Raw genomic sequence first — 18,943 nt, forward strand, 5'->3', positions numbered from 1 at the left:
TCCCCTCCCCACGAGAGTGCTTACAGCTTGACCCGCAGCGTCAGGTAGTACTGGCGGCCGTTCACGTAGATCGAGCGCGGCTGGTCCTCGTTGAGCGCGAAGTACTTGAGCTTCGGGTTGTTGAGATTGCGGCCGTCCAGCGAGATCGACATGTTGTCGTTGATCTTGTAGCCGAAGGTGGCCGACACGTTGCCCACGTCGTCCTGCGAGAAGGCGGTCGAGCGGTCCAGGCCGGAGTAGAACTTCGAGCGGAAGCTGTAGTTCAACCGGGCGCTGAAGACGTCGTTCTCGAACGAGGTGCCCAGGCTGTAGGAGTTCTTGGACGCGCCGACCAGCGGCTTGCCGCCCTTCTCCTCCGCGTCGGTGTAGGTGTAGTTGGCGTTGACCGAGATGTTGGAGGTGACCGGCTGCTCGTAGGCCAGCTCGAAGCCACTGACCTTGCCCTTGGTGTTGACCGGCACCGTCAGCACGTAGGTGTCCAGCGAACCCTGCGGGTTGGTCGCGCTGTAGGTCATGAACTGCTTGCTCACCTGGCCGTAGCCGATGTAGCTGTCCAGGTCCATGTAGAAAGCGCTGGCGGACAGCAGCGCGCGAGGGGCGAAGTACCACTCCAGGGTCGCGTCGAGGTTGTTCGAGCGCACCGGCTTCAGGTCGGGGTTGCCGCCGCTGCCGTCGCCGACCCCGCCCTGCACGGCGGGCGGGCTCAGGGCCACCCAGCCGGCCAGGGCCGAGTAGTCCGGCCGCGTCATCGTGCGCGAGGCCGCGAAGCGCGCCACCAGGTCCTTGGCCAGGTCGATGCGCAGGTTGGCGCTGGGCAGCCAGTCGGTGTAGAGGTGATCGACCGTCGTCGGCAGGAAGGGCCCGAAGGCGGAAGTGGTGATCGCGCCCGGCGTGTTCGCGCTGACGGCGACGTTGCTCACCACGCTTTCGCGCGTCTGCACCAGGCGCATGCCGACGTTGCCCGACCAGCCCTCGCCGGACAGGTCCGCCTGGACGTAGGCCGAGCTGCTGCGCTCTCTCAGGCCAAACTCGGAGTTCCAGTCCTCACGCGAGCCATCGGTGGCGCGGTTGGTGAACTTGTTGTTGTAGTCGGCCAGTTGCTGCGGTGTGTAGAACCAGATGTTGCGTGGGAAGTTTCCGCCCAGGCCGCCGCCGAAGTTGCCGGGGTAGGTCGAGAAGCCGCCCGAGGGGAAATTGGCCGGGTCGAACGGCGACTGGCTGCCGACCGGGCAGAAGTACTGCTGGCTCCAGTCGAAGGCGACGGTGTTGCCCTGCGAGTCCTTGCAGGCGGGGCCCTGGCCGACCACGCCCCAGGAGCTGCGGCTGTGGCTGGCGTAGCGTGCGCCGAACTTGATGCCGGCGAGGATGCCGGCGTCCGCGTTGTATTCGCCGTCGAACTGCGCCCAGTTCTCGCGGTCGTTCACCTTCACGTTCTGGTCGCCGAAGATCCAGCCCAGCGGCACGCCGGCGGGGCTGGCATTGTTGGCGTTGCCCAGCGACCAGTCGGCCGCGCGGTCGGTGCCGTTGAGCGCCCAGGAGCCGCCGGAGCCGACGCCCGTGTTCCATTCGGCCACGTCCTGCGTCGGCGTCTCGCCGGTGCCGCGGGTCGTGCCCAGCTTGGTCAGGAAGGTCATGTTCTCGCTGACGCGGAACTTGGTGTCCAGGTTCAGGAACGAGGAGTCCGACTTCGCATCCGGCCGCGAGATCTGGTCATACACGCCGTACTGCGTGCCCGCCACCGGCGCGAAGTTGGCCGACACCAGCGTGTTGTTGCGCACCACGTAGCCAGCGTCCGGCGACTGGCCCGCGCCCCTGTTGAGGAAGTGGGTGTTCCACAGCAGGTAGTTGCGGTTGTAGTTCGGCGCGTCCATCTTGGACACGAAGCCGGTGAGATCGACGGTGAGGTCGTTCGAGGGCTTGAACTGCATCTCGATCAGGCCGCCCTGGCGGGTGCGCTGCTGCTCGAACAGGGCCGAGCCGATCATGGTGGGGTACCAGACGCCGGCGAGATCCGGATGGGCATTGGCCACGGCACTGCCGGCGGCGATCTGCTCGTACCCCAGCAGTTCCTGGCCGTCGCGGCGCAGGTGGCGTTTTTCGGAGAAGGCCTGCGCCAGGATGCCGAAGGTGTTCGCCTCGTTCTTCCAGTTCAGCAAGGCGCTGAGCTGCGGGTCGGTCTTGTCCGGCAGGTCGGCATAGACGACGCCGACGTTGGCTTCCAGCGTCAGCGGGTTGCGGAACTCCAGCGGCTTGCGGGTCAGGATGTTCACCGTGCCCACGACGCCGCCCTCGATGTCGCTCGCCTGGGCGCTCTTGTGCACGACCACCTGGCCCACCAGTTCGGAAGGCAGCAGCGAGTAGCTGACGCTGCGGCCCACGGTGCCGGTCTGGTTCAGCACGAACCAGTCTCCGGAAGAGACCGAGTGGCCGTTGATCAGCGTCTGCGTCAGGCTGGGGTTGGTGCCCCGCATGCTGACGCGGTCGTTCTCGTCGAAACCGCCCTCGTTGGCGCCGGCCGAGCTGATGGTCACGCCGGCCACGCGCTGCAGCGAATCCGCCACGTTCTTGTCGGGCATCTTGCCGATGTCCTCGGCGGTGATGACCTCCACGTGGGTGTCGGCGTCGCGCTTGACCTGCAGCGAGCGTTGCATGGCGGCGCGGATGCCGAGGACCTCGATCCGTTCGACCTTCTCTTCTGCCGCCGTGCCCGAGGCGGGCGCGGAAGCCGGAGCTGCGGGCGCTGGGGTGGTTTGCGCCAACGCGGCGCTTTGCAGCAGGAACAAGGCCGCGGCGGCGGCGGTCGGTGTCAGTGTCGTCTTCATGGGTCCCTCGGGCAGTGGCTGAACTCTTCGGTACGTACCAATGTACTACCAATTAATGCCACTTAGCTACCACTTTTGATGAGGGAAACACCTGATCCATCGGCTGGTCTTGTCGCGCCGCACCATGATGAGTCGCGCACTGGGCACGGGCGCCGCGTGGCGGTGCATCTGGTATCAGTTTTGGTACGCTAGTGGTATCTAATGGCCCCGCGATCACAATCGAGGCCTCATGAATCCCACCCCTCAGACCCTGGTCGAGCGACTGCTCGCCGCACTGGACTCCGACGGCAGCCAGCCGCTGTACCAGCAGCTGCAGCGCGCGCTGCGCGAAGCCATAGAGAGCCAGTTCCTCTTGGCGGACGACGCGCTGCCCTCGGAGCGCCAGCTCGCGGCCGACCTGGGCGTGTCGCGCATCACCGTGCGCAAGGCCATCGACGGCCTGGCCGAGGAGGGCTTGCTGGTCAGCCGCCAGGGCTCCGGCAACTTCGTCAGCTCGCGCATAGACAAGAACTTCGCCAAGCTGACCTCCTTCTCCGAGGACATGCGCTCGCGAGGCCGCACTCCGCGAACCGAATGGCTCAAGCGCACGGTGGGCACGGTGTCGCCGGAGGAAGCGCTCAAGCTCGCGCTCAGCCCCGGCTCGACGGTGTATCGCTTCCACCGCCTGCGTTTCGCCGACAACGCGCCCATGGCGCTCGAATACGCCACGGTGATCGCCAGCGCACTGCCCTCGCTCGAGACGGTGCAGGACTCGCTGTACGACGCCCTGGAGGCGACCGGCCACCGGCCGGTGCGGGCGCTGCAGCGCCTGCGCGCGCTGCTGCTCAACGATGAGCAGGCCAAGCTGCTGCAGGCGCAGCCGGGCGATGCGGGCCTGCTGGTCGAGCGGCTGGGCTATCTGCGCGATGGCCGAGCGGTGGAGCTCTCGCAGTCCTTCTACCGCGGTGACACCTACGACTTCATCGCGGAGCTCAGCGCGAGCTGAGCGCTACTGCACCAGCTTGCCGCCAGGCCCGATCATCGCGAAACCCACGTAGCGCGAGCCGGACCTGCCCTTTTCGCTGAAGTCCAGCGTGTAGTCGCCCGCATCGAAGCCGCCCGAGGCGGCCAGGGCCGTCGCCACGCCTGCCGGCGTCAGGCTGGGGGCCTGTTTCAGGGCCCAGGCGAGCGCCTTGGCAGCGATGAAGCCTTCCATCGAGCGGGCGGTGAGGTCCGGGTCCTTCGAAGCCGCGCGCAGCGTGGCGAACTCGCGCACGACCGCGCGCCTGGTTTCCGTGGGCAGCGGGAGCACCGTGCTGAAGGCGTAGCCCCGCGCCAGGTCCGGGCCGACCTTCTTCAGCAGCACGTCGGTGTCGATGATGGACATGCCGAAAAGTTGCGCCCGGCCGCCGCTGGCCCGATAGCGGGTGACGAAGTCCACCGCCGCGGCCGTCGTCGCGCCGAGAAAGATGGCCTGCGGTGCCGCGGCGTTCATCTTCGCCACCGCGGCGCTCGTGTCGGTGGTGTTGCGTGGGTAGGAGGCGGAGTCCACCAGCGTGATGTTGAAGTCCTTGGCCGCGCCGGCCGCGCCCGACAGCACGTCCTTGCCCAGGCCGTCGTCCTGGTAGACCAGCCCCACCCGCTGCACCCCGACGTGGGCCAGGTTGGCGAACAGCCGCGCCACCTCGTCGCGGTAGCGCGCCTTCACCACGAGCATGTTCTCGGCCTGCACCACGGTCGCCGCGCCGGAGATGGCGCCGACCATGGGGACGTGCGACCGCGCCAGCACGCCGTCCGCCGCCACGGCCTCGAGGTTGGACGTGCCCACCGTGCCGAGCATGGCCACCGGCGATTCCGCCGTGATGAGTTCCTTGACCAGGCGGACCGTCTGCTCGCTTTGCTGGGCGTCGTCGCGCACCGCCAGCCGGATCTTCTGGCCGCGCACGCCGCCGCTGGCATTGAGCGAGTCGAAGTACAGCTTGGCCCCGGCGTGAATCGCCTTGCCGGTGACGGCCTGGGGGCCGCTGAACGGCGCCACCTGACCGATCACGATGTCGGCGCGGGCGACCCCCAGCGAGGACAACAGCCCGAAGGCAAGGACGCGCAGGAGCCCGGTGGCGGCCCGGGCGGGAGAGACACGAGAGGCGGCCATGCGAAGCGGTGCCGACGAAGGGCGTTGATGCGTTGCGCGGCATTGTTCGAACGCGGGCGGCCGACGTCATGACCGAGCTGTGAACGAGTCGTGAGCACCCGTTTGGCGAGGCACTTCTTCACGGCACTTTTTTGCGCTCGGCGAGCACCTCGGTCGCCCAGCCGTCCTTCGCGCCGCCCTGGCGCCCCGCAGGAGCCGTGCGCGGATCCGGCTGTACCGGTCCGCTCCGCTACCCGCCGCCCTGGCGCTCCGCAGGAGCCGCCACGGCCAGGGCGTGCGCGGATCCGGCTCCGCCGGTCCGCTGCGCGAGCCCCCCTGGGGGGAAGGCCCCGGCAGGGGCCGTGGGGGCCTCATTCCCCAGCGCCTGCGCCGACTCGGGCGGCAGGCCGATGAGGGCGACGACTTCCGCGACCACGAGGCTGACGACGACGGCGGCGGAGAAGGCGGCGGCACGGATGCGAAGCGGGGTGTTCATGAGGCCTCCTGGGGCGGTCAGTGATGCAGTGCTGGTAAGCGTATAGGCCTTCAACCGGCATTGGAATCGAATAATTCTGGCCTTGTTGGTCAGCTATGCTTACCAGCATGAGCCGACTGCCCCTGCACACCCTACCGGCCTTCCGGGCCGTCGCGCGCACGGCCAACCTGCGTGCCGCCGCCGAGGAACTCTTCGTCACCCACAGCGCCGTGAGCCAGCAGATCAAGCTGCTGGAGGAGCAGCTCGGCTTCGAGCTGTTCGATCGTCGGGGGCGGCGCGTCGTGCTCAACGCCGCGGGCGCCGCCCTGCTGCGTGCCGTCGAGCCGGCACTCGATGCGCTGGACGATGGCGTTCGCGCCGCGGCGTCCGCCTCCTGCACGGCCGATACCCGGCTGCGGATCACGTTGCTGTCGTCCTTCGCCCAGCGCTGGCTGCTGCCGCGCATGACGCGCTGGCGCGAACGCCATCCCCACATCGGGCTGGAGCTGCACACCTCGCAGCACCTGGTCGACCTGCCGCGCGAGGGATTCCATGCCGCGCTGCGCCAGGGGCTGGGCCAGTGGCGCGGGCTGGAAGCCATCTGCCTCACCGACTCGCCGCTGATCGTCATCGGCTCGCCCGAAGCGGCTCGTCGCCTGCGGGGCCGCGGCCCCGCTGCGCTGGCCGACGAGCCGCTGCTCGGCCACGGGCCGCTGTGGCAGCGCTGGTTCGAGCTCAACGGCGTGCGGGCCCGGGTGAACCCGGTCGCCTCCTTCAGCGATGCCGGCCTCATGCTGCAGGCGACGGAGCAGAGCCTCGGCCTGGGCCTGGCGCGCGAGATCCTGGCGGCCGACGCGCTGCGCGAAGGCCGGCTGCAGCGCCTTTCGCCGGTGTCCATGCGCACCGAGGAGGCCGATGCCTACTGGCTGGCTTTCCCGCCCAACCTGGCGGATTGGCCGCCGCTCATGGCCTTGCGCGAATGGCTGCTGGATGAACTCGCTGCGTCCCAGCGCGAGCTCGACGCAGGCTCTGCCGCCCTGGCTGCGCCAGCGGGCACGCCGCCATCGGTTCAGGGCCGTCCCTGAAGGCTCGCGTCAGCGCGACGTGTCGTCGGCGGCCAGTTCGACGCAGTCGCGTCCGGCACGCTTGGCGCGGTACAGCGCCGCGTCCGCATCCGCCAGCAGCTCGCCCAGGGTGGAGCCGCCCGCAGCCGCGGGCAGCAGCGCGGCGACACCGATGCTGATGCTCACGCGCAGGCCCGCGGCGGCGATACGCCAGTCGCGACCCGCCACTTCCTGGCGCAGCCGCTCGGCGATCTCGGCGGCCTGCGCCGGCGAACTCCCCGGCCAGGCCAGCAGGAACTCTTCGCCGCCCAGGCGGGCCACGACGTCGTGTGGCCGGCCGTGCTCGCGCAGCAGCCGCCCCAGGGCGGCGAGCACGTGGTCGCCGGCGGCGTGGCCATGCGCATCGTTGATGGACTTGAAATGGTCCACGTCGACCATGGCGACCGACAGCGGCGCGCCTCTGCGATCGGCCAGCAAGGCATGCAACGCGCGCTCGCAGCCGCGGCGGTTGAGCAGACCCGTGAGCGGATCGCGCAGGGCGGCCTCCTCCAGGGCGTTGGCACGCTCGCGCTGGGCACGGGCCTCCAGGCGGGTCTGCTCGATCTCCAGCCGGGTGACCAGATGCTCGGCCTGGGCCGTCAGCTGGGCCACGCTGCGCCGCCGCTGCAGGCCGTGGAAGCGCTCGAAGGCCTCGAGCGCGCCAGCGGCGTCGCCCAAACCTCGGCGGGCGCGCGACAAGGCCCTCAGCGCACGCATGAGCGTGACCTGCGGCGGCGACTCTCCCATCGCGACGATGACGTGCGACAGCTCGTCGGCAGCCCGGGTCAACTGGCCGCGGTTCACGGCGAGTTCGCCGAGCGAGCACTGGACGCGCCAGCAAAGGCTGTCGAAGCGGTGCTGCTGTGCGCGTTGCAAGGCCGTGTCGAGCAGCCTGGCCGCCTCTTCGTGCCGGCCGAGGTGGTTCAAGGCATCGCCGAGGTTGGATTCGACGTAAACGCTGTAGAAGGGGTCGCCCAGGCGGCCGGCCAGCACGAGGCCCTGGTGGGCGCGCTCCCGGGCCTGTTCCAGCGCCAGCTGCGCGCCATCGGCGTCCCCGCCGTCGCGCAGCAGTTCATGCCGCGTCAGAGCCACCGCGCTGAGGTTGTTGAGGCAGACGAAATGCTCTTCGTCGCCGCCTCGCGCCTGGGCCAGGGCCAGCGCATCGCCCAGCAGGCGTTCGGCTTGCCAGGGATCGCCGATGCGCTCGAAGCAGGCGGCCAGCGCATTGATGAGCTTGACCCTGGAGGCCGCCAGCCCGGCCTCCTCGGCTAGGCGCAGGCCGGCCCGTGCCGCCTCCAGCCCGGTGTTGAAGCGGCCGATCTCCGGCACGCCGAGGGCCACCCAACGCAGCACCTGGCAGGCCTGTTCGGTGGAGCGGGCATCCGTCAACGCCTGCACCACAGCGCGGTGCACCGTGTCGAGCGTATCGAAGCGGCCCATGCGGTACAGGCTGCAGGCCAACAGGAAGCCCGCGCGGCTGCGGGACTGGCCCGTCACCCCCGCATCGAGCCAGGCCCGTCGAGCGCTGCGCTCGCACTCCGGCAGGTCCCCGCGTTCGTGCGCCGCTTCGGCTTCGGCCAGCGACGACCGGGCGGGCAGGGCAGGGTCAGCAGACGGCGGTGCGTCGGGGGCACTGGGGCACATCGGGTCGGTGGGACGGCAACCGGGGATTTCCATTGTCGGCCGGTTGCGGCTGGGAGGCCGTGAACGAATTGCCGTGGTCGCGGGGCAGCGCAGTGACCAGCATCAAGGGCGGGCGCCCGTCAAGCCTCGATGATCGGAACCTGTGCCGCGGGCGGGGTCTTGAGGGTGCACCGCGGTGCGTCCCTGCACACTCGTCCGACGATCGTTGGATCACCTCGAAAAAAAGGGAGCCGCGAAGGCGTGCCGAGACCGGCAGGCCTGTCGCCAGACGGTGAGAGACGCAAGCATCGAAGCGCCATTCGTCGCCACGCAAGCCGTCACGCCTCAGGCGCGGCGACGCGCCCTGGCCGTGCTGTGCCTTTCGGTGCTCGTTTTCGCCGTGCTGCTGCCCTGGGCCACCGTGCCGCTGATGCCCCTGCCGGCCTTCGTGCCGGCGTACCAGGCGGCGCTGGTGATGTCGGATCTGGCCACGGCCGCGCTGCTGCTCGGGCAGTACCGCATCCTCGGGCGCAGTGCGCTCGCCCTGCTGGCGGCCGGCTACCTGTTCACGGCCCTGATGGCGCTCGTGCACGCCTTGACCTTCCCCGGGCTGATCGCGCCCTCGGGCTGGCTCGGCGCCGGCCCGCAGACCACGGCGTGGCTGTACATGTTCTGGCACCTCGGCCTCCCGCTCGCGGTGCTGGGCTACGTGGTGCTGCAGGACAGGTGCAGTGCGCTGCCGGCAGGGCTGGTCGTCGGGTCGGTCGCAGTGCTGGTGGCTGCGCTGGCCGTGCTCGCCACGCAGGGCCAGGCATGGTTGCCGCCGATCATGGTCGAGCATCACTACACGCCGCTGATGAAGCTGGTCGTGGGCACGGTGTGGGCGACGTGCGTCGCGACCCTGGTGCTGCTGGCCCGCCGGCGGCAGCGCAGCGTGCTCGACCAGTGGCTGATCGTCGTGATGGCCGCCTGGGTGGCCGACGTCGCGCTATCGGCCGTCTTCAATGCCGGCCGCTTCGATCTCGGCTTCTACGCCGGCCGGCTCTACGGCCTCCTGGCCGCCACCTACGTGCTGATCGAGATGCTCGCCGAGCACACGCGGCTGTACGGCCAATTGGCCGGGATGCACCACGCGGCGCTCGACCAGGCCGAGGCCCTGGCGCGGGCGCGCGACCAGGCGCAGGCGGCGGACGAAGCCAAGGGCCGCTTCCTGGCCAACATGAGCCACGAGATCCGTACGCCGATGAACGCCATCATCGGCCTGAGCCACCTGGCGCTGGACACCGAACTCGACGAGCGGCAGCGCGACTACCTCGGCAAGGTGCACGGGGCCTCGCGCTCGCTGATGAGGCTGCTCGACGACATCCTCGACTACTCCAAGATCGAGGCCGGCAAGCTCACGCTCGAGAACGAAGTGTTCAGCCCCGAGGACGTGGTGGATGCGGTGGGCAGCCTGTTCGCCCTGCGCGCGCAGCAGGCCGGCATCGAGCTGTGCATAGACATCGCGCCGGACCTGCCCGAGCGCCTGCGCGGCGACGCGCTTCGCCTGAACCAGGTGCTGTCCAACCTGGTGGGCAACGCCATCAAGTTCACGCGCCAGGGCGAGGTGCTGCTGCGCATCGAGCCGGTGGGCGGCCCGCCCGCGGCCGGCGCCGACGGGACGGCGTCCGTCACCTTGCGCTTCGAGGTTCGCGACACCGGCGTGGGCATCACGCCCGAGCAGGCCTCGCGGCTGTTCCAGCCCTTCGAGCAGGCCGACACTTCCATCACCCGGCGCTATGGCGGCACCGGCCTCGGGCTGGCGATCAGCCGCCGGCTGGTGGAGTTGATGGGCGGCCGCATCTGGGTGGAAAGCTCACCGAGGACCGGGCCCCTGTCCCGCCCCGTTCCCCGAGGAGGTTCGAGCGGCCCGGGGCAGGCGGATCGCCTCGAAGGGACGCCCGGCGGCGGCAGCACCTTCGTCTTCACGGCAGCCTTCGAATCGGTCTCGGGCCCGCCGCCCCGGCGCGATCTGCATCGGCTGCGGGGCACGCCCACGCTGGTGGTCGACGCCCAGCACACCTCGTCGCAGATCCTGCACCAGACGCTGGCGTCCTGGGGCTTCGAGGTCCGCGTCGCGGCGAGCAGCTCGCAGGCCCTGGTCCAGCTGCAGGCTGCCGAAGCGGCCAAGCGGCCGGTGGAGCTGGTGCTGGTGGACGAGCGCGCGGCGGACCTGATGGCGCCACGGGGCCTGGCCGAGACGCTTCGGCGTCGCGCCGAGAGGGGGCCGGGGCATCCGACGTCGGTGGTGCTGATGGTGGCGCTGGCGGCCCAGGACCGCGTGATCGAGCTCGCCGGCGCACTGCCCGCCGACCTGGTGCTCACGCGCCCGTTCACCCCCTCACGCCTGTTCGATGCCATCGTGCTGCTGCAGAACCGGGGCGGCCGGCCGACGGGCGTGCCGCCGATTCACCGCGCCGATCCCGGCGAGGCCACGCGGAGCATCCATGGGGCGAGGGTGCTGCTGGTCGAGGACAACCCGCTTAGCCAGCAGGTCGCCAGCGAATTCCTCACGCGGGCGGGGATGAAGGTGTCAGTGGCCGCCACCGGCATCGAGGCGGTCGACCGGGTCAGGCAGCAGCGCTTCGACCTGGTCCTGATGGACATGCAGATGCCGGAGATGGATGGCCTGCAGGCGACGCGCCTGATCCGCACGCTGCCCCACGGGCACGGGCTGCCGATCATCGCGATGACCGCCTCGGCCCTGGCGCAGGACAGGCAGGATTGCCTCGCCGCCGGCATGGACGGCCACGTGGCCAAGCCGATAGAGCCGAGCGAGCTGGCCCGCACGCTGCTGGCCTGGATCCGGCCCGGGGCCCGGCAGGACCCGCCCGTCGCGGCAACGGCCACCGGTTCCCCCTTGCCGGACGACCCGGCGGCGCTGGAACGAGCGCTGCCCGGCGTGGCGGTACGCGAGGCCCTGGCACGCGTGGCCGGCGACGTCAGGATGTACCGCTACCTGCTGCAGGCCTTCGTGCAGCACCACGGCGGTGACGAGGAGCAGATCGCCCGCCTGGCCGCCGCCGCCGACCGGGTCGAGCTCGGTCGCGTCGCCCACAAGCTGTCCGGGTCCGCCGGCATGCTGGGGCTGTTGGAGGTGTGGGCGACGGCGCGCGAGCTCAGCGCCCGGCTGGCGGATGGCGACCAGGCACCGATAGAGCCCCTGACCGGCACGCTGCGGGCGGCCTTGCGTCGCACGGTCGCACTGATCGACGCGGTCACGGTGCGGCGGCCCAGCGGCTCCTCGGTCGCGGAATCCGTCTGATCCCTCGTCGGTCAGGGCTCGTCGACGCTGATCAGCCCTTCGCGGATCGCCCAGCGCACCAGCGCCGGCACGTCTTCCAGGCCGAGCTTGGCCATCAGGCGGCTGCGGTAGGTGTCCACCGTCTTGGGCGACAGGTGCAGCTGCTCGCCGATTTCGCTGCTGGAGGCGCCACGGGCCACCATCACCAGGACCTGACGCTCGCGCGCCGACAGGTGATCGCCGCTGCGGCCCTCGTCGGCCTGGCCGCGCGCGGCCAGCTCGGCCTCGTGGGGGCCGAGGTGGCGCCGCCCCTGGCGGACGGTGTCGATGGCCTGGAGCAGCGTGCTGGCGCTCGCATCTTTCAGCACGTATCCGAGCGCCCCGAGGCGCATCGCCTCGGACACGTCCTGGGGCCGCTCGGACATGCTCAGCACGATCACCCGGGTCGGCAACTGGCGCCGCTGGATGTCCGACAGCAGCTCCAGGCCGGAGCGCTGGCCCAGGTGCAGGTCGATCAGCGCGAGCTCCGGCCGCAGGCGCAGCAGATCGGCCAGGGCGGGCGTGGGACTCGCGGATTCGCCGACGACCTCGTGGCCGTTGGCTTCCAGCATGGTGCGCAAGCCCTCGCGCACCAGCACGTGGTCGTCGACGAGATAGATCGAACTCATGGCCTCCCCGGCTTCCGGGCGCCGCGCCGCACGGCGCGGGTTCCCTTTGGCTGCGAGTTTGCGCGGAACGGGCGGTGATGCCAAGCGCCGGCCGAAGGCGTATGCTGAACCCGCACAGGAGGGACCATGAGGCAGTTCATCCGGCACCCCATCGACGTCCCGGTCGAGATCGGCCTGGGCGAAGCCGACCCGTCGGGCTACTACACCCACGACATCAGCATGGGTGGGCTGGCAGTGCGCGCGGGCTGCGCGGTGGCGCCGGGGCGCACGGTGCAGGTGCGCATCGGCTGCGTGCAGCCGCCTTTCGAGGCCAGTGCCCGTGTCGCCTGGTGCCGGCCGCATCCCCTGAGCGGCTACGAGCTGGGGGTGACCTTCCTGGATGCCGAGGACGCCTTCCGCGCCCGCATGGTGGAGCAGCTGTGTCACATCGAGGACTACCGCCGCTCGGTCATGCGCGTGGAGGGCCGCGAGCTCGACATGGACGAAGCCGCCCAGGAATGGATCCAGAAGTACGCGGCGAATTTCCCGCAGATCGGTGGCGGTTCCCTGCATTGAGGCGCCGCCACGGCCGGCACCTCAGGCCGGCCTAAGTCTGGCCGTCTAGGCTGCAGGCCTTCCCCACGGCAGCCGCCGGGCATGGGCAGGCCCTGCTGAGGCCGCGCCGCTTTCGCATGACGATCCGCTACCTCGATGAAGGCCGCTATCTCGCGGCCACTTCCGGCCGCCGCGGCCACTGGAAGAACGCCGGTGCTCGCTGGGGCTACCACAAGGCCGCTTCCGACCTGGTGCGCATGGCGCGCCCGCCGTCCGCGCGTGACGTGCTCGAGATGGGCACCATGGGCGTGCAGGTCGTCGAAGGCAGCGACACCATCGACTACGCCGAGAAGTGGAACCACGCCGGCCCGGAACCCACCTTCCTGCACGATGCACGGCAGTTGCCGTGGCCTGTCGCCTCCAAGAGGTACCACGTCTTCGTCGCCCTGCGGGTGTTCCACCACCTCTGGCCGAAGCAACGCGAGTGCTTCCTCGAAGCCCGGCGGATCGCCCGGCACATCGTGATGGTCGTGCCCGACCAGTACGAAGTGGCCGAGCTGCGCGACACGTCGGTGGGCATCACCGAGGCGCAGCTGGTGGAGTGGAACGACGGTGTCGCGCCCACCCTGTCGCTGCCGCTGGCCGACTGGATAGGCCGGATCTACTACTGGAACGAAGACGCGCTGCGCGGCCGCTGACCCCGTGCTCGCTGGTATCGTCGGCGGGCCTGGAGCCCTCCGCCGATACATGCGCATCCTGCTGGTCGAAGACGACGCCATGATCGGCAGCGCCATCCAGGGCGCGCTGAGGGATGCCGGCTACGCGGCCGACTGGGTGTCGGATGGCGGCGCGGCGCAGGCTGCCCTGGCCTCCCAGCACTGGGACCTGCTGCTGCTCGACCTGGGCCTGCCGGGCGCCGACGGCATCGATCTGCTCCGCTCGCTGCGAGCGCGAGGCCACACCCTGCCGGTGCTGATCATCACGGCGCGCGATGCGCTGGAAGACAGGCTCCTCGGCCTGGACAGCGGTGCCGACGACTACCTGCTCAAGCCGTTCGAGATGGCCGAGCTGCTCGCGCGCATGCGTGCGGTGATGCGCCGGCAGGCGGGGGCGGCCTCATCGGTCCTCGGCAATGGCGTGGTGTCGCTCGACACCGCCACCAAGGAGGCCACCGCCGGCGGCGTCACCGTCCAGCTGTCCAACCGGGAGTTCGCGCTGCTGCGGGCCCTGCTGGCGCGGCCGGGGGCCATCCTCTCGCGCGCGGAGCTGGAGGAGCGCATCTACGGCTGGGGCGAAGAGGTCGAGAGCAATGCCGTCGAGTACCTGATCCACGTCTTGCGGCGCAAGCTCGGCAGCGAGGTGATCAAGAACGTGCGGGGCGTGGGATGGATGGTTTCCAGAAGCGCCTGAACAGCTCGGTCCGCCTGCGGCTGTCGTTCTGGCTGTCGCTGACCATCCTGCTGACGGCGATCGCCGCCGGCGTGACCTCGTTCGTGGCGTCGTTCGACGAGGCCTTGCGCCTGCAGGACGACGTGCTGCGCCAGGTCGCCTCGCTGGTGGATCGACAGCACTTCGAGGCGCCCCTGTCGAACGAAGCCGAGCGGCGCGCCGAGTCGGAAGACGATCTGCGCGTGACGGTGCAGTACCTCTCGACGGACGGCGCCACGGACGTCAGTGCAGCGCCTCTGCCGCTGCCATCGACGCTCAGCGAGGGCTTCCACACCGTGTCCCTGCCTGACGACACCTACCGCGTCCTGGTGCTGCGCCAGGCGGACGGCCGTCGGCTCGCCGTGGCGCAGGAGACCGACCTGCGCGACGAGATCGCGCGCGACAGCGCCTTGCACGCCGTCGCGCCCATCCTGGTGCTGGTGCCCGTGCTGCTGTGGCTGGTGTCCCGCCTCATCAGGCAGATGTTCGAGCCCATCGCCGCCGTGGCCGACGAGATCAACCGCCGCGGCGAGGCGGACCTGCATCCCATCGCGGCAGATCCGCTGCCGATCGAAGTGCGGCCATTCGCGACCGCGATCAACCGGCTGCTGGGGCGCGTCGGCCGGTCGATGCAGGCCCAGCGCCGGTTCGTGGCCGACGCGGCCCACGAGCTGCGATCGCCGCTGACGGCGGTGTCGCTGCAGGCCGGGCGGCTGGGGGAGGCGGACATGTCGGAGCAGGCCCGCGAAAGGCTGCGGGAGCTGCGCCGCGGCATCGATCGCAGCCGGGCATTGCTGGACCAGCTGCTGGCGATCGCGCGGGCCCAGGCCGGCGGCGAGGCGCCCACCGCGCCGGTCTCGGTGCGGGGCGTGTTCCGGCGCGTGCTGGAGGACCTGCTGCCGCTGGCGCAGGCACGCTCGATCGACATCGGTGTCGAAGGCGAAGGCGATGCGCACGTCATTGCCAGCGAGGTCGACCTGACCAGCCTGGTGCGCAACCTGGTGGACAACGCGATCCGCTACACCCCGGTCGGCGGGCGGGTCGACCTGTCGGTTGCGACGGGCGCCGAGGGGGTGGAACTGCAGGTGCTCGACACCGGGCCCGGCATCCGCCCAGCCGAGCGCACGCGGGTCTTCGATCCGTTCTACCGCGTGCTCGGCAGCGAGGTGCTCGGCTCGGGCCTGGGCCTGTCGATCGTGAAGGCGATCGCCGATCGCCTGGGCGCGCAGGTCACCCTCGACTGGGGCGACGAACAGGCGTGCAAGGGTTTGCGGGCCCGTGTCTTCTTTCCCGGCTGACCGGCTCGAGGACTGTCGACCATCGGGGCCGCCAGGCTTTCAATCCAGGTCGCTCCAGCCGCTGGCCTGACGGCGGTAATGGCCGTGATCGTCGATCTCCTGCGGCGACACTTCTTCTTCCGTGCCCGCGACCAGTTCCCCACCGGCCGCCTTGATGGCCTCGAGCGTGGCCTTGTAGGGCGCGACCACCGGCATCTCGGCGTGCCCCCCATAGGTGCGAAAGCTGTAGACCGTCACCTTCTCGGCATGCATGGCGCTGCTCCTGGTGTGGCGGGCGGGTGTCGCCGGCGCTCGTCCGATGGGAGCAATTCCCTGGCCAGCCTCCCGCCCGGGCGTGCCCGCCTCCGGCCGCCGGGCGTTGCCGATGCAGCCTCATGGTCCTGGAACGCCGGTTGCTGGCCGCCGGCATGGACCCACGCAACAGCACCCTCATCGACCACGTCCACCTGCGCGTGCGCGACCTGGAAGCGAGCAAGCGCTTCTACCGCGCCGTGCTGCAGGCCCTGGGGAAGGGGGAGCTGATCCGCGAAGGGCCGGATCACCTTTCTGCCGGCGAGCTGTGGATAGACGCGGCCGACGCGGCGCCTTCGCACGTTCATCTGGCCTTCTGCGCGCAGGACCAGGTGGCCGTGCAGCGCTTCCACGCCGCCGCCCTGGCCGCCGGGGGGCGAGACAACGGCCCGCCCGGCGAACGGGCCTACCACCCCGGCTACTACGCCGCCTTCGTGTGGGATCCCGACGGACACAACATCGAGGCCGTGTGGCACGGTGCGGCGCGCGGCGAGGAATCGGTAGCCGAATCCGCGCGCGCGGCGGGGCCCTGAGGATTCAGGCGATCAGGCCCTGGGCGGCGGGCCGCCCTTGCCATCGACGCTGTAGCCGCCCGGCCCGTACGCCACGAAGGCCAGCAGTCCGCCGACGGCCGCCAGGTTCTTGAAGAAGTTCTGCATCTGCATCATCTTCTGCGCTTCCGGCACGGCCCAGAAGTTGTGGAAGATCGGCGTGATCACCACGACGAAGATCGCCAGTCCGAGGGCAGCCCAACGGGCCTGCCAACCGACCAGCAGCAACACGCCCAGGCCGAGTTCGGCAGCGATCGCGATCGCCGCGCAGACCTCGGGAAGGGGTACTCCCTTGGAGGCGATGTAGCCGACCAGGCCGGCGAAGCCGGTGAGCTTGCTGAAGCCCGAGGGGATGAACAACAGCGCGATCAGGGCGCGTCCCAGAAACGCGAGCAGGTTCTGGGTGGAGGCGGATGGGTTCATCGTGGGTGCCTTTTTCTTCGAGTGGGATTCGAAGCGCGGCCATTCTGCGCCCGACGCCGCGGCGGCACGAGCGAGGCGCCGCAAAAGGCGCGTGAAGCGGGTTCCGTGATACGGCAATACGCTTTCATCGACCGCCTCGAGGTCATCCAGGGCGAGGTGGCGTGGATGACGCTGTATTTCAGCGCGGCCTTGTGGATGACATCGCGTTGACGCACGCCCGCGCCGCCCGGCTGGGGCCACACTACGACCTTTCGAAAACATGCGCGGCAGGCCCTGTCCTTGGCGGCAGTCTGCAAGGAGCCACACTGACCATGACCACCATGAAGTCCACCACCGCTTTCGGCGTCCTGCGGGTCGTCCGCGCGGCCAGGTATTCCGGCCAGGGCCTGCGAAGCGCCTGGCGCGACGAGGCGGCCTTCCGCCAGGAACTCGTCTGCATGGCGCTGCTGGCCCCGCTGACGCTGTGGCTGCACCTGCCTCGGCTGGACACCGTGCTGCTGCTGGTGCTGATGGGCATCGTGCTCACGGCCGAGCTCATCAACTCCGGGGTCGAGGCGGTGGTCGACATGGCCACGCCCGAGTACAACGCGCTCGCCGCCAAGGCCAAGGATTGCGGCAGCGCGGCGGTGTTCGTCGCGGTCCTTGCGCTCGCCGGCGCCTGGCTGACGCTGGCCGGACCCACCTTGTGGCAGAAGGTGGCCGGGTGAGGCCGGGCGATCGCGCGAGGAAGTCCATCCCGCTGCGTCGCGGACCGCTGCCGGACTGGAGGTGACCCATGGCCCTGAGCAACGACTCCGGTGACTCCGCCGCCAAGGCCCGGCAGGTGGCCCAGCAATGTCGCGTGGTGCGACTGCTTTGCGCCAGCGTGTCCGAGGCGCACAAGGGTTACGCCGAGATGCTCGGCATGGGCTGCAGCCCCGCCAGCCTCGAATCCATGGGCCGCCGATCGGCCCGCGCGATGGAGGCGCTCGCCGAGCTCATCAAGTCCATGCAGGCGGAGGACGAGGATGACGAATGGATGGTGCCGGTGTTCGCCGAGGCGCGCCGCCTGTTTCCCCCGGCCCCCGAGGGTTGATCGAGACACACGATGACGTCCGGCGGCCCGGTCGGGACTAAAGTCCGCTCAGGCACGACCGTGCCGCCACCGTCTTCAAGGAGCAGGCCATGAGTGCACCCAGGAATCAGGATTTCCCTCCCGGTCTCGCGGGAGGTCTAGAGCACGATGACGAGGACCACCGGCTGGGCGAGACCGGCCAGGTCGGCCCGGAGTCGCCCGGCGACCTGCCGCGCGACCACCCCGAATGGCGCGGCACCGGGGGCGACGACGATGCCGCGGACGAGGCGAAGAAGAAGCCCTGAACCTCGTCCCGCCGGCGGGCATCGGGCCGGCGGGATTCCCGCTCGAACCCACGGCGCGGGCCGCTCAGCGGCTCGCGCCTTTTCGCATCCACGAGGACGTGACCCGATGGTCGTGCCTGCCGCCTATTCATCCCTGTGTCACTCGCTTCGGCGGACGTTGCGGTGCCCGGCCTCGGCCCTGGCCTTCGCGGCGCTGTCCGTGGGCTTCGTGTCCCCGGTGCGCGCCGAAGGCATGGTGACCGACCGGCCGGACTTCGTCGAATCCAGTGAAGTCGTCGGCCCGCATCGCGTGCAGATCGAGTCCGGCCTGGATTTCGACCGGGACGATGCCGGCGGCCTGCGCTCGCGCGGCCGCAGCACGCCGTTGCTGTTGCGCATCGGCCTGGACGAGCGCCTGGAGCTGCGCGTCGAGACCGACGGCGCACTGAGCCAGGACGTGCGCGATCCCGCCACGGGGCTGCGTGTCCGCAGCAGCGGCACCGCCGACACGGCCCTGGGCGTGAAGTGGCACAACCAGGAGGGCGACGGGGACACCGGCCGCCCCAGCACCGCCTGGCTGCTGCATGTCGAGCTGCCCACCGGCGACCGCGCGTTTCGCGGCCAGGGCTGGCGGCCCTCGCTGCGCTACGTGGCGGAGTGGGACCTGCCAGACGAGGTCTCGGTCGGGGTGATGCCCGGCGTGCTGCTGGACAAGAACGACTCGGGCGACCGTTTCGCCAGCGGCATGTTCGCCATCACGGTCGGCAAGGACCTGCCAGGCGGCTGGCATGGTTTCGTCGAACTGGCCGCGCAGCAGCTCGCCGCGCGCCGCAACGGCGGCAACGTGTTCACTTTCGACACCGGCGTGGCCTGGTCGGTGACCGACGACCTGCAGGTGGATGCCTCGCTCGCTGCCGGCCTGAACCGCAACGCGACGGACCTGGTGTGGGGCGTGGGCCTGTCGGTCCGCTTCTGAAAGATCGCCGGCAAAGCCGG

19 protein-coding genes are annotated in these 18,943 nt (G+C 70.2%); 12 read left to right on the forward strand and 7 right to left on the reverse strand.

Features of this window, described 5'->3' with window-relative positions; all coding sequences use genetic code 11:
* Positions 1-20 precede the first annotated feature (20 nt).
* Entirely contained in the window at positions 21-2,822 is a 2,802-nt protein-coding gene (locus tag ACS5PM_RS26260; protein WP_439390792.1) for a TonB-dependent receptor, read from the reverse strand.
* Positions 2,823-3,051: 229 nt separating this feature from the next.
* Between ACS5PM_RS26260 and ACS5PM_RS26265 the strand changes: the two genes are divergently transcribed.
* Positions 3,052-3,807: a GntR family transcriptional regulator gene (locus tag ACS5PM_RS26265; protein WP_439390794.1), complete on the forward strand. Its 756-nt coding sequence runs from the start codon at positions 3,052-3,054 to the stop codon at positions 3,805-3,807.
* A gap of 3 nt (positions 3,808-3,810) precedes the next feature.
* On the opposite strand, the gene ACS5PM_RS26270 is transcribed toward ACS5PM_RS26265, so the two are convergent.
* Both ACS5PM_RS26270 and ACS5PM_RS26275 read right to left on the reverse strand, forming a co-directional pair.
* The gene (locus ACS5PM_RS26270; protein ID WP_439390795.1) at positions 3,811-4,953 is read right to left on the reverse strand and encodes an ABC transporter substrate-binding protein; all 1,143 of its coding nucleotides are present in this window, start codon (positions 4,951-4,953) and stop codon (positions 3,811-3,813) included.
* Between the two features lie 229 nt (positions 4,954-5,182).
* On the reverse strand, positions 5,183-5,428 hold the full coding sequence (locus ACS5PM_RS26275; protein ID WP_439390796.1) for a hypothetical protein: 246 nt from the start codon (positions 5,426-5,428) through the stop codon (positions 5,183-5,185).
* Positions 5,429-5,523: 95 nt separating this feature from the next.
* Here ACS5PM_RS26275 and ACS5PM_RS26280 point away from each other — a divergent pair, with 95 nt between their 5' ends.
* Positions 5,524-6,492: a LysR substrate-binding domain-containing protein gene (locus tag ACS5PM_RS26280; RefSeq protein ID WP_439390797.1), complete on the forward strand. Its 969-nt coding sequence runs from the start codon at positions 5,524-5,526 to the stop codon at positions 6,490-6,492.
* Positions 6,493-6,501: 9 nt separating this feature from the next.
* Here ACS5PM_RS26280 and ACS5PM_RS26285 read toward each other — a convergent pair whose 3' ends face one another.
* Positions 6,502-8,187 carry a tetratricopeptide repeat-containing diguanylate cyclase gene (locus tag ACS5PM_RS26285; RefSeq protein ID WP_439390798.1) on the reverse strand — a complete coding sequence of 562 codons (1,686 nt, stop codon included), beginning with the start codon at positions 8,185-8,187 and terminating at the stop codon, positions 6,502-6,504.
* Positions 8,188-8,425: 238 nt separating this feature from the next.
* On the opposite strand from ACS5PM_RS26285, the gene ACS5PM_RS26290 reads away from it, so the two are divergent.
* A complete protein-coding gene (locus ACS5PM_RS26290) occupies positions 8,426-11,437 on the forward strand; it encodes a response regulator (protein WP_439390799.1) in 3,012 nt (1,003 codons plus the stop codon).
* Positions 11,438-11,448: 11 nt separating this feature from the next.
* On the opposite strand, the gene ACS5PM_RS26295 is transcribed toward ACS5PM_RS26290, so the two are convergent.
* Positions 11,449-12,084 carry a response regulator gene (locus ACS5PM_RS26295; protein ID WP_439390800.1) on the reverse strand — a complete coding sequence of 212 codons (636 nt, stop codon included), beginning with the start codon at positions 12,082-12,084 and terminating at the stop codon, positions 11,449-11,451.
* A gap of 126 nt (positions 12,085-12,210) precedes the next feature.
* Between ACS5PM_RS26295 and ACS5PM_RS26300 the strand changes: the two genes are divergently transcribed.
* From ACS5PM_RS26300 to ACS5PM_RS26315, 4 genes are all read left to right on the forward strand, one after another.
* Positions 12,211-12,639 carry a PilZ domain-containing protein gene (locus tag ACS5PM_RS26300; RefSeq protein WP_439390801.1) on the forward strand — a complete coding sequence of 143 codons (429 nt, stop codon included), beginning with the start codon at positions 12,211-12,213 and terminating at the stop codon, positions 12,637-12,639.
* Positions 12,640-12,755: 116 nt separating this feature from the next.
* Positions 12,756-13,316 (forward strand): class I SAM-dependent methyltransferase, encoded by a 561-nt coding sequence (locus ACS5PM_RS26305; RefSeq protein ID WP_439390803.1) that lies wholly within the window; start codon positions 12,756-12,758, stop codon positions 13,314-13,316.
* A 49-nt stretch (positions 13,317-13,365) separates the two neighbouring features.
* Positions 13,366-14,028 carry a response regulator gene (locus ACS5PM_RS26310; protein WP_439390804.1) on the forward strand — a complete coding sequence of 221 codons (663 nt, stop codon included), beginning with the start codon at positions 13,366-13,368 and terminating at the stop codon, positions 14,026-14,028.
* Entirely contained in the window at positions 14,004-15,344 is a 1,341-nt protein-coding gene (locus tag ACS5PM_RS26315) for an ATP-binding protein (protein ID WP_439390805.1), read from the forward strand. The genes ACS5PM_RS26310 and ACS5PM_RS26315 overlap by 25 nt, the downstream gene beginning before the upstream one ends.
* 39 nt (positions 15,345-15,383) lie before the next feature.
* On the opposite strand, the gene ACS5PM_RS26320 is transcribed toward ACS5PM_RS26315, so the two are convergent.
* Positions 15,384-15,596: a hypothetical protein gene (locus tag ACS5PM_RS26320; protein ID WP_439390806.1), complete on the reverse strand. Its 213-nt coding sequence runs from the start codon at positions 15,594-15,596 to the stop codon at positions 15,384-15,386.
* 122 nt (positions 15,597-15,718) lie between these two features.
* Between ACS5PM_RS26320 and ACS5PM_RS26325 the strand changes: the two genes are divergently transcribed.
* Positions 15,719-16,168, forward strand: coding sequence for a VOC family protein (locus ACS5PM_RS26325; RefSeq protein WP_439390808.1), 450 nt, complete (start codon positions 15,719-15,721; stop codon positions 16,166-16,168).
* A gap of 12 nt (positions 16,169-16,180) precedes the next feature.
* Here ACS5PM_RS26325 and ACS5PM_RS26330 read toward each other — a convergent pair whose 3' ends face one another.
* Positions 16,181-16,609 (reverse strand): DoxX family protein, encoded by a 429-nt coding sequence (locus ACS5PM_RS26330; RefSeq protein WP_439390809.1) that lies wholly within the window; start codon positions 16,607-16,609, stop codon positions 16,181-16,183.
* Positions 16,610-16,920: 311 nt separating this feature from the next.
* Here ACS5PM_RS26330 and ACS5PM_RS26335 point away from each other — a divergent pair, with 311 nt between their 5' ends.
* The 4 genes from ACS5PM_RS26335 (at position 16,921) to ACS5PM_RS26350 (ending at position 18,923) form a co-directional block, all read left to right on the forward strand.
* Entirely contained in the window at positions 16,921-17,316 is a 396-nt protein-coding gene (locus ACS5PM_RS26335; protein WP_439390810.1) for a diacylglycerol kinase, read from the forward strand.
* A gap of 68 nt (positions 17,317-17,384) precedes the next feature.
* A complete protein-coding gene (locus tag ACS5PM_RS26340; protein WP_439390811.1) occupies positions 17,385-17,684 on the forward strand; it encodes a hypothetical protein in 300 nt (99 codons plus the stop codon).
* Between the two features lie 89 nt (positions 17,685-17,773).
* The gene (locus tag ACS5PM_RS26345) at positions 17,774-17,968 is read left to right on the forward strand and encodes a hypothetical protein (RefSeq protein ID WP_439390812.1); all 195 of its coding nucleotides are present in this window, start codon (positions 17,774-17,776) and stop codon (positions 17,966-17,968) included.
* 106 nt (positions 17,969-18,074) lie between these two features.
* The gene (locus ACS5PM_RS26350; RefSeq protein ID WP_439390813.1) at positions 18,075-18,923 is read left to right on the forward strand and encodes a transporter; all 849 of its coding nucleotides are present in this window, start codon (positions 18,075-18,077) and stop codon (positions 18,921-18,923) included.
* The last annotated feature ends 20 nt before the right edge of the window (positions 18,924-18,943 follow it).

Source organism: Ideonella flava (assembly GCF_051857595.1).
Lineage (GTDB): Bacteria > Pseudomonadota > Gammaproteobacteria > Burkholderiales > Burkholderiaceae_C > Ideonella.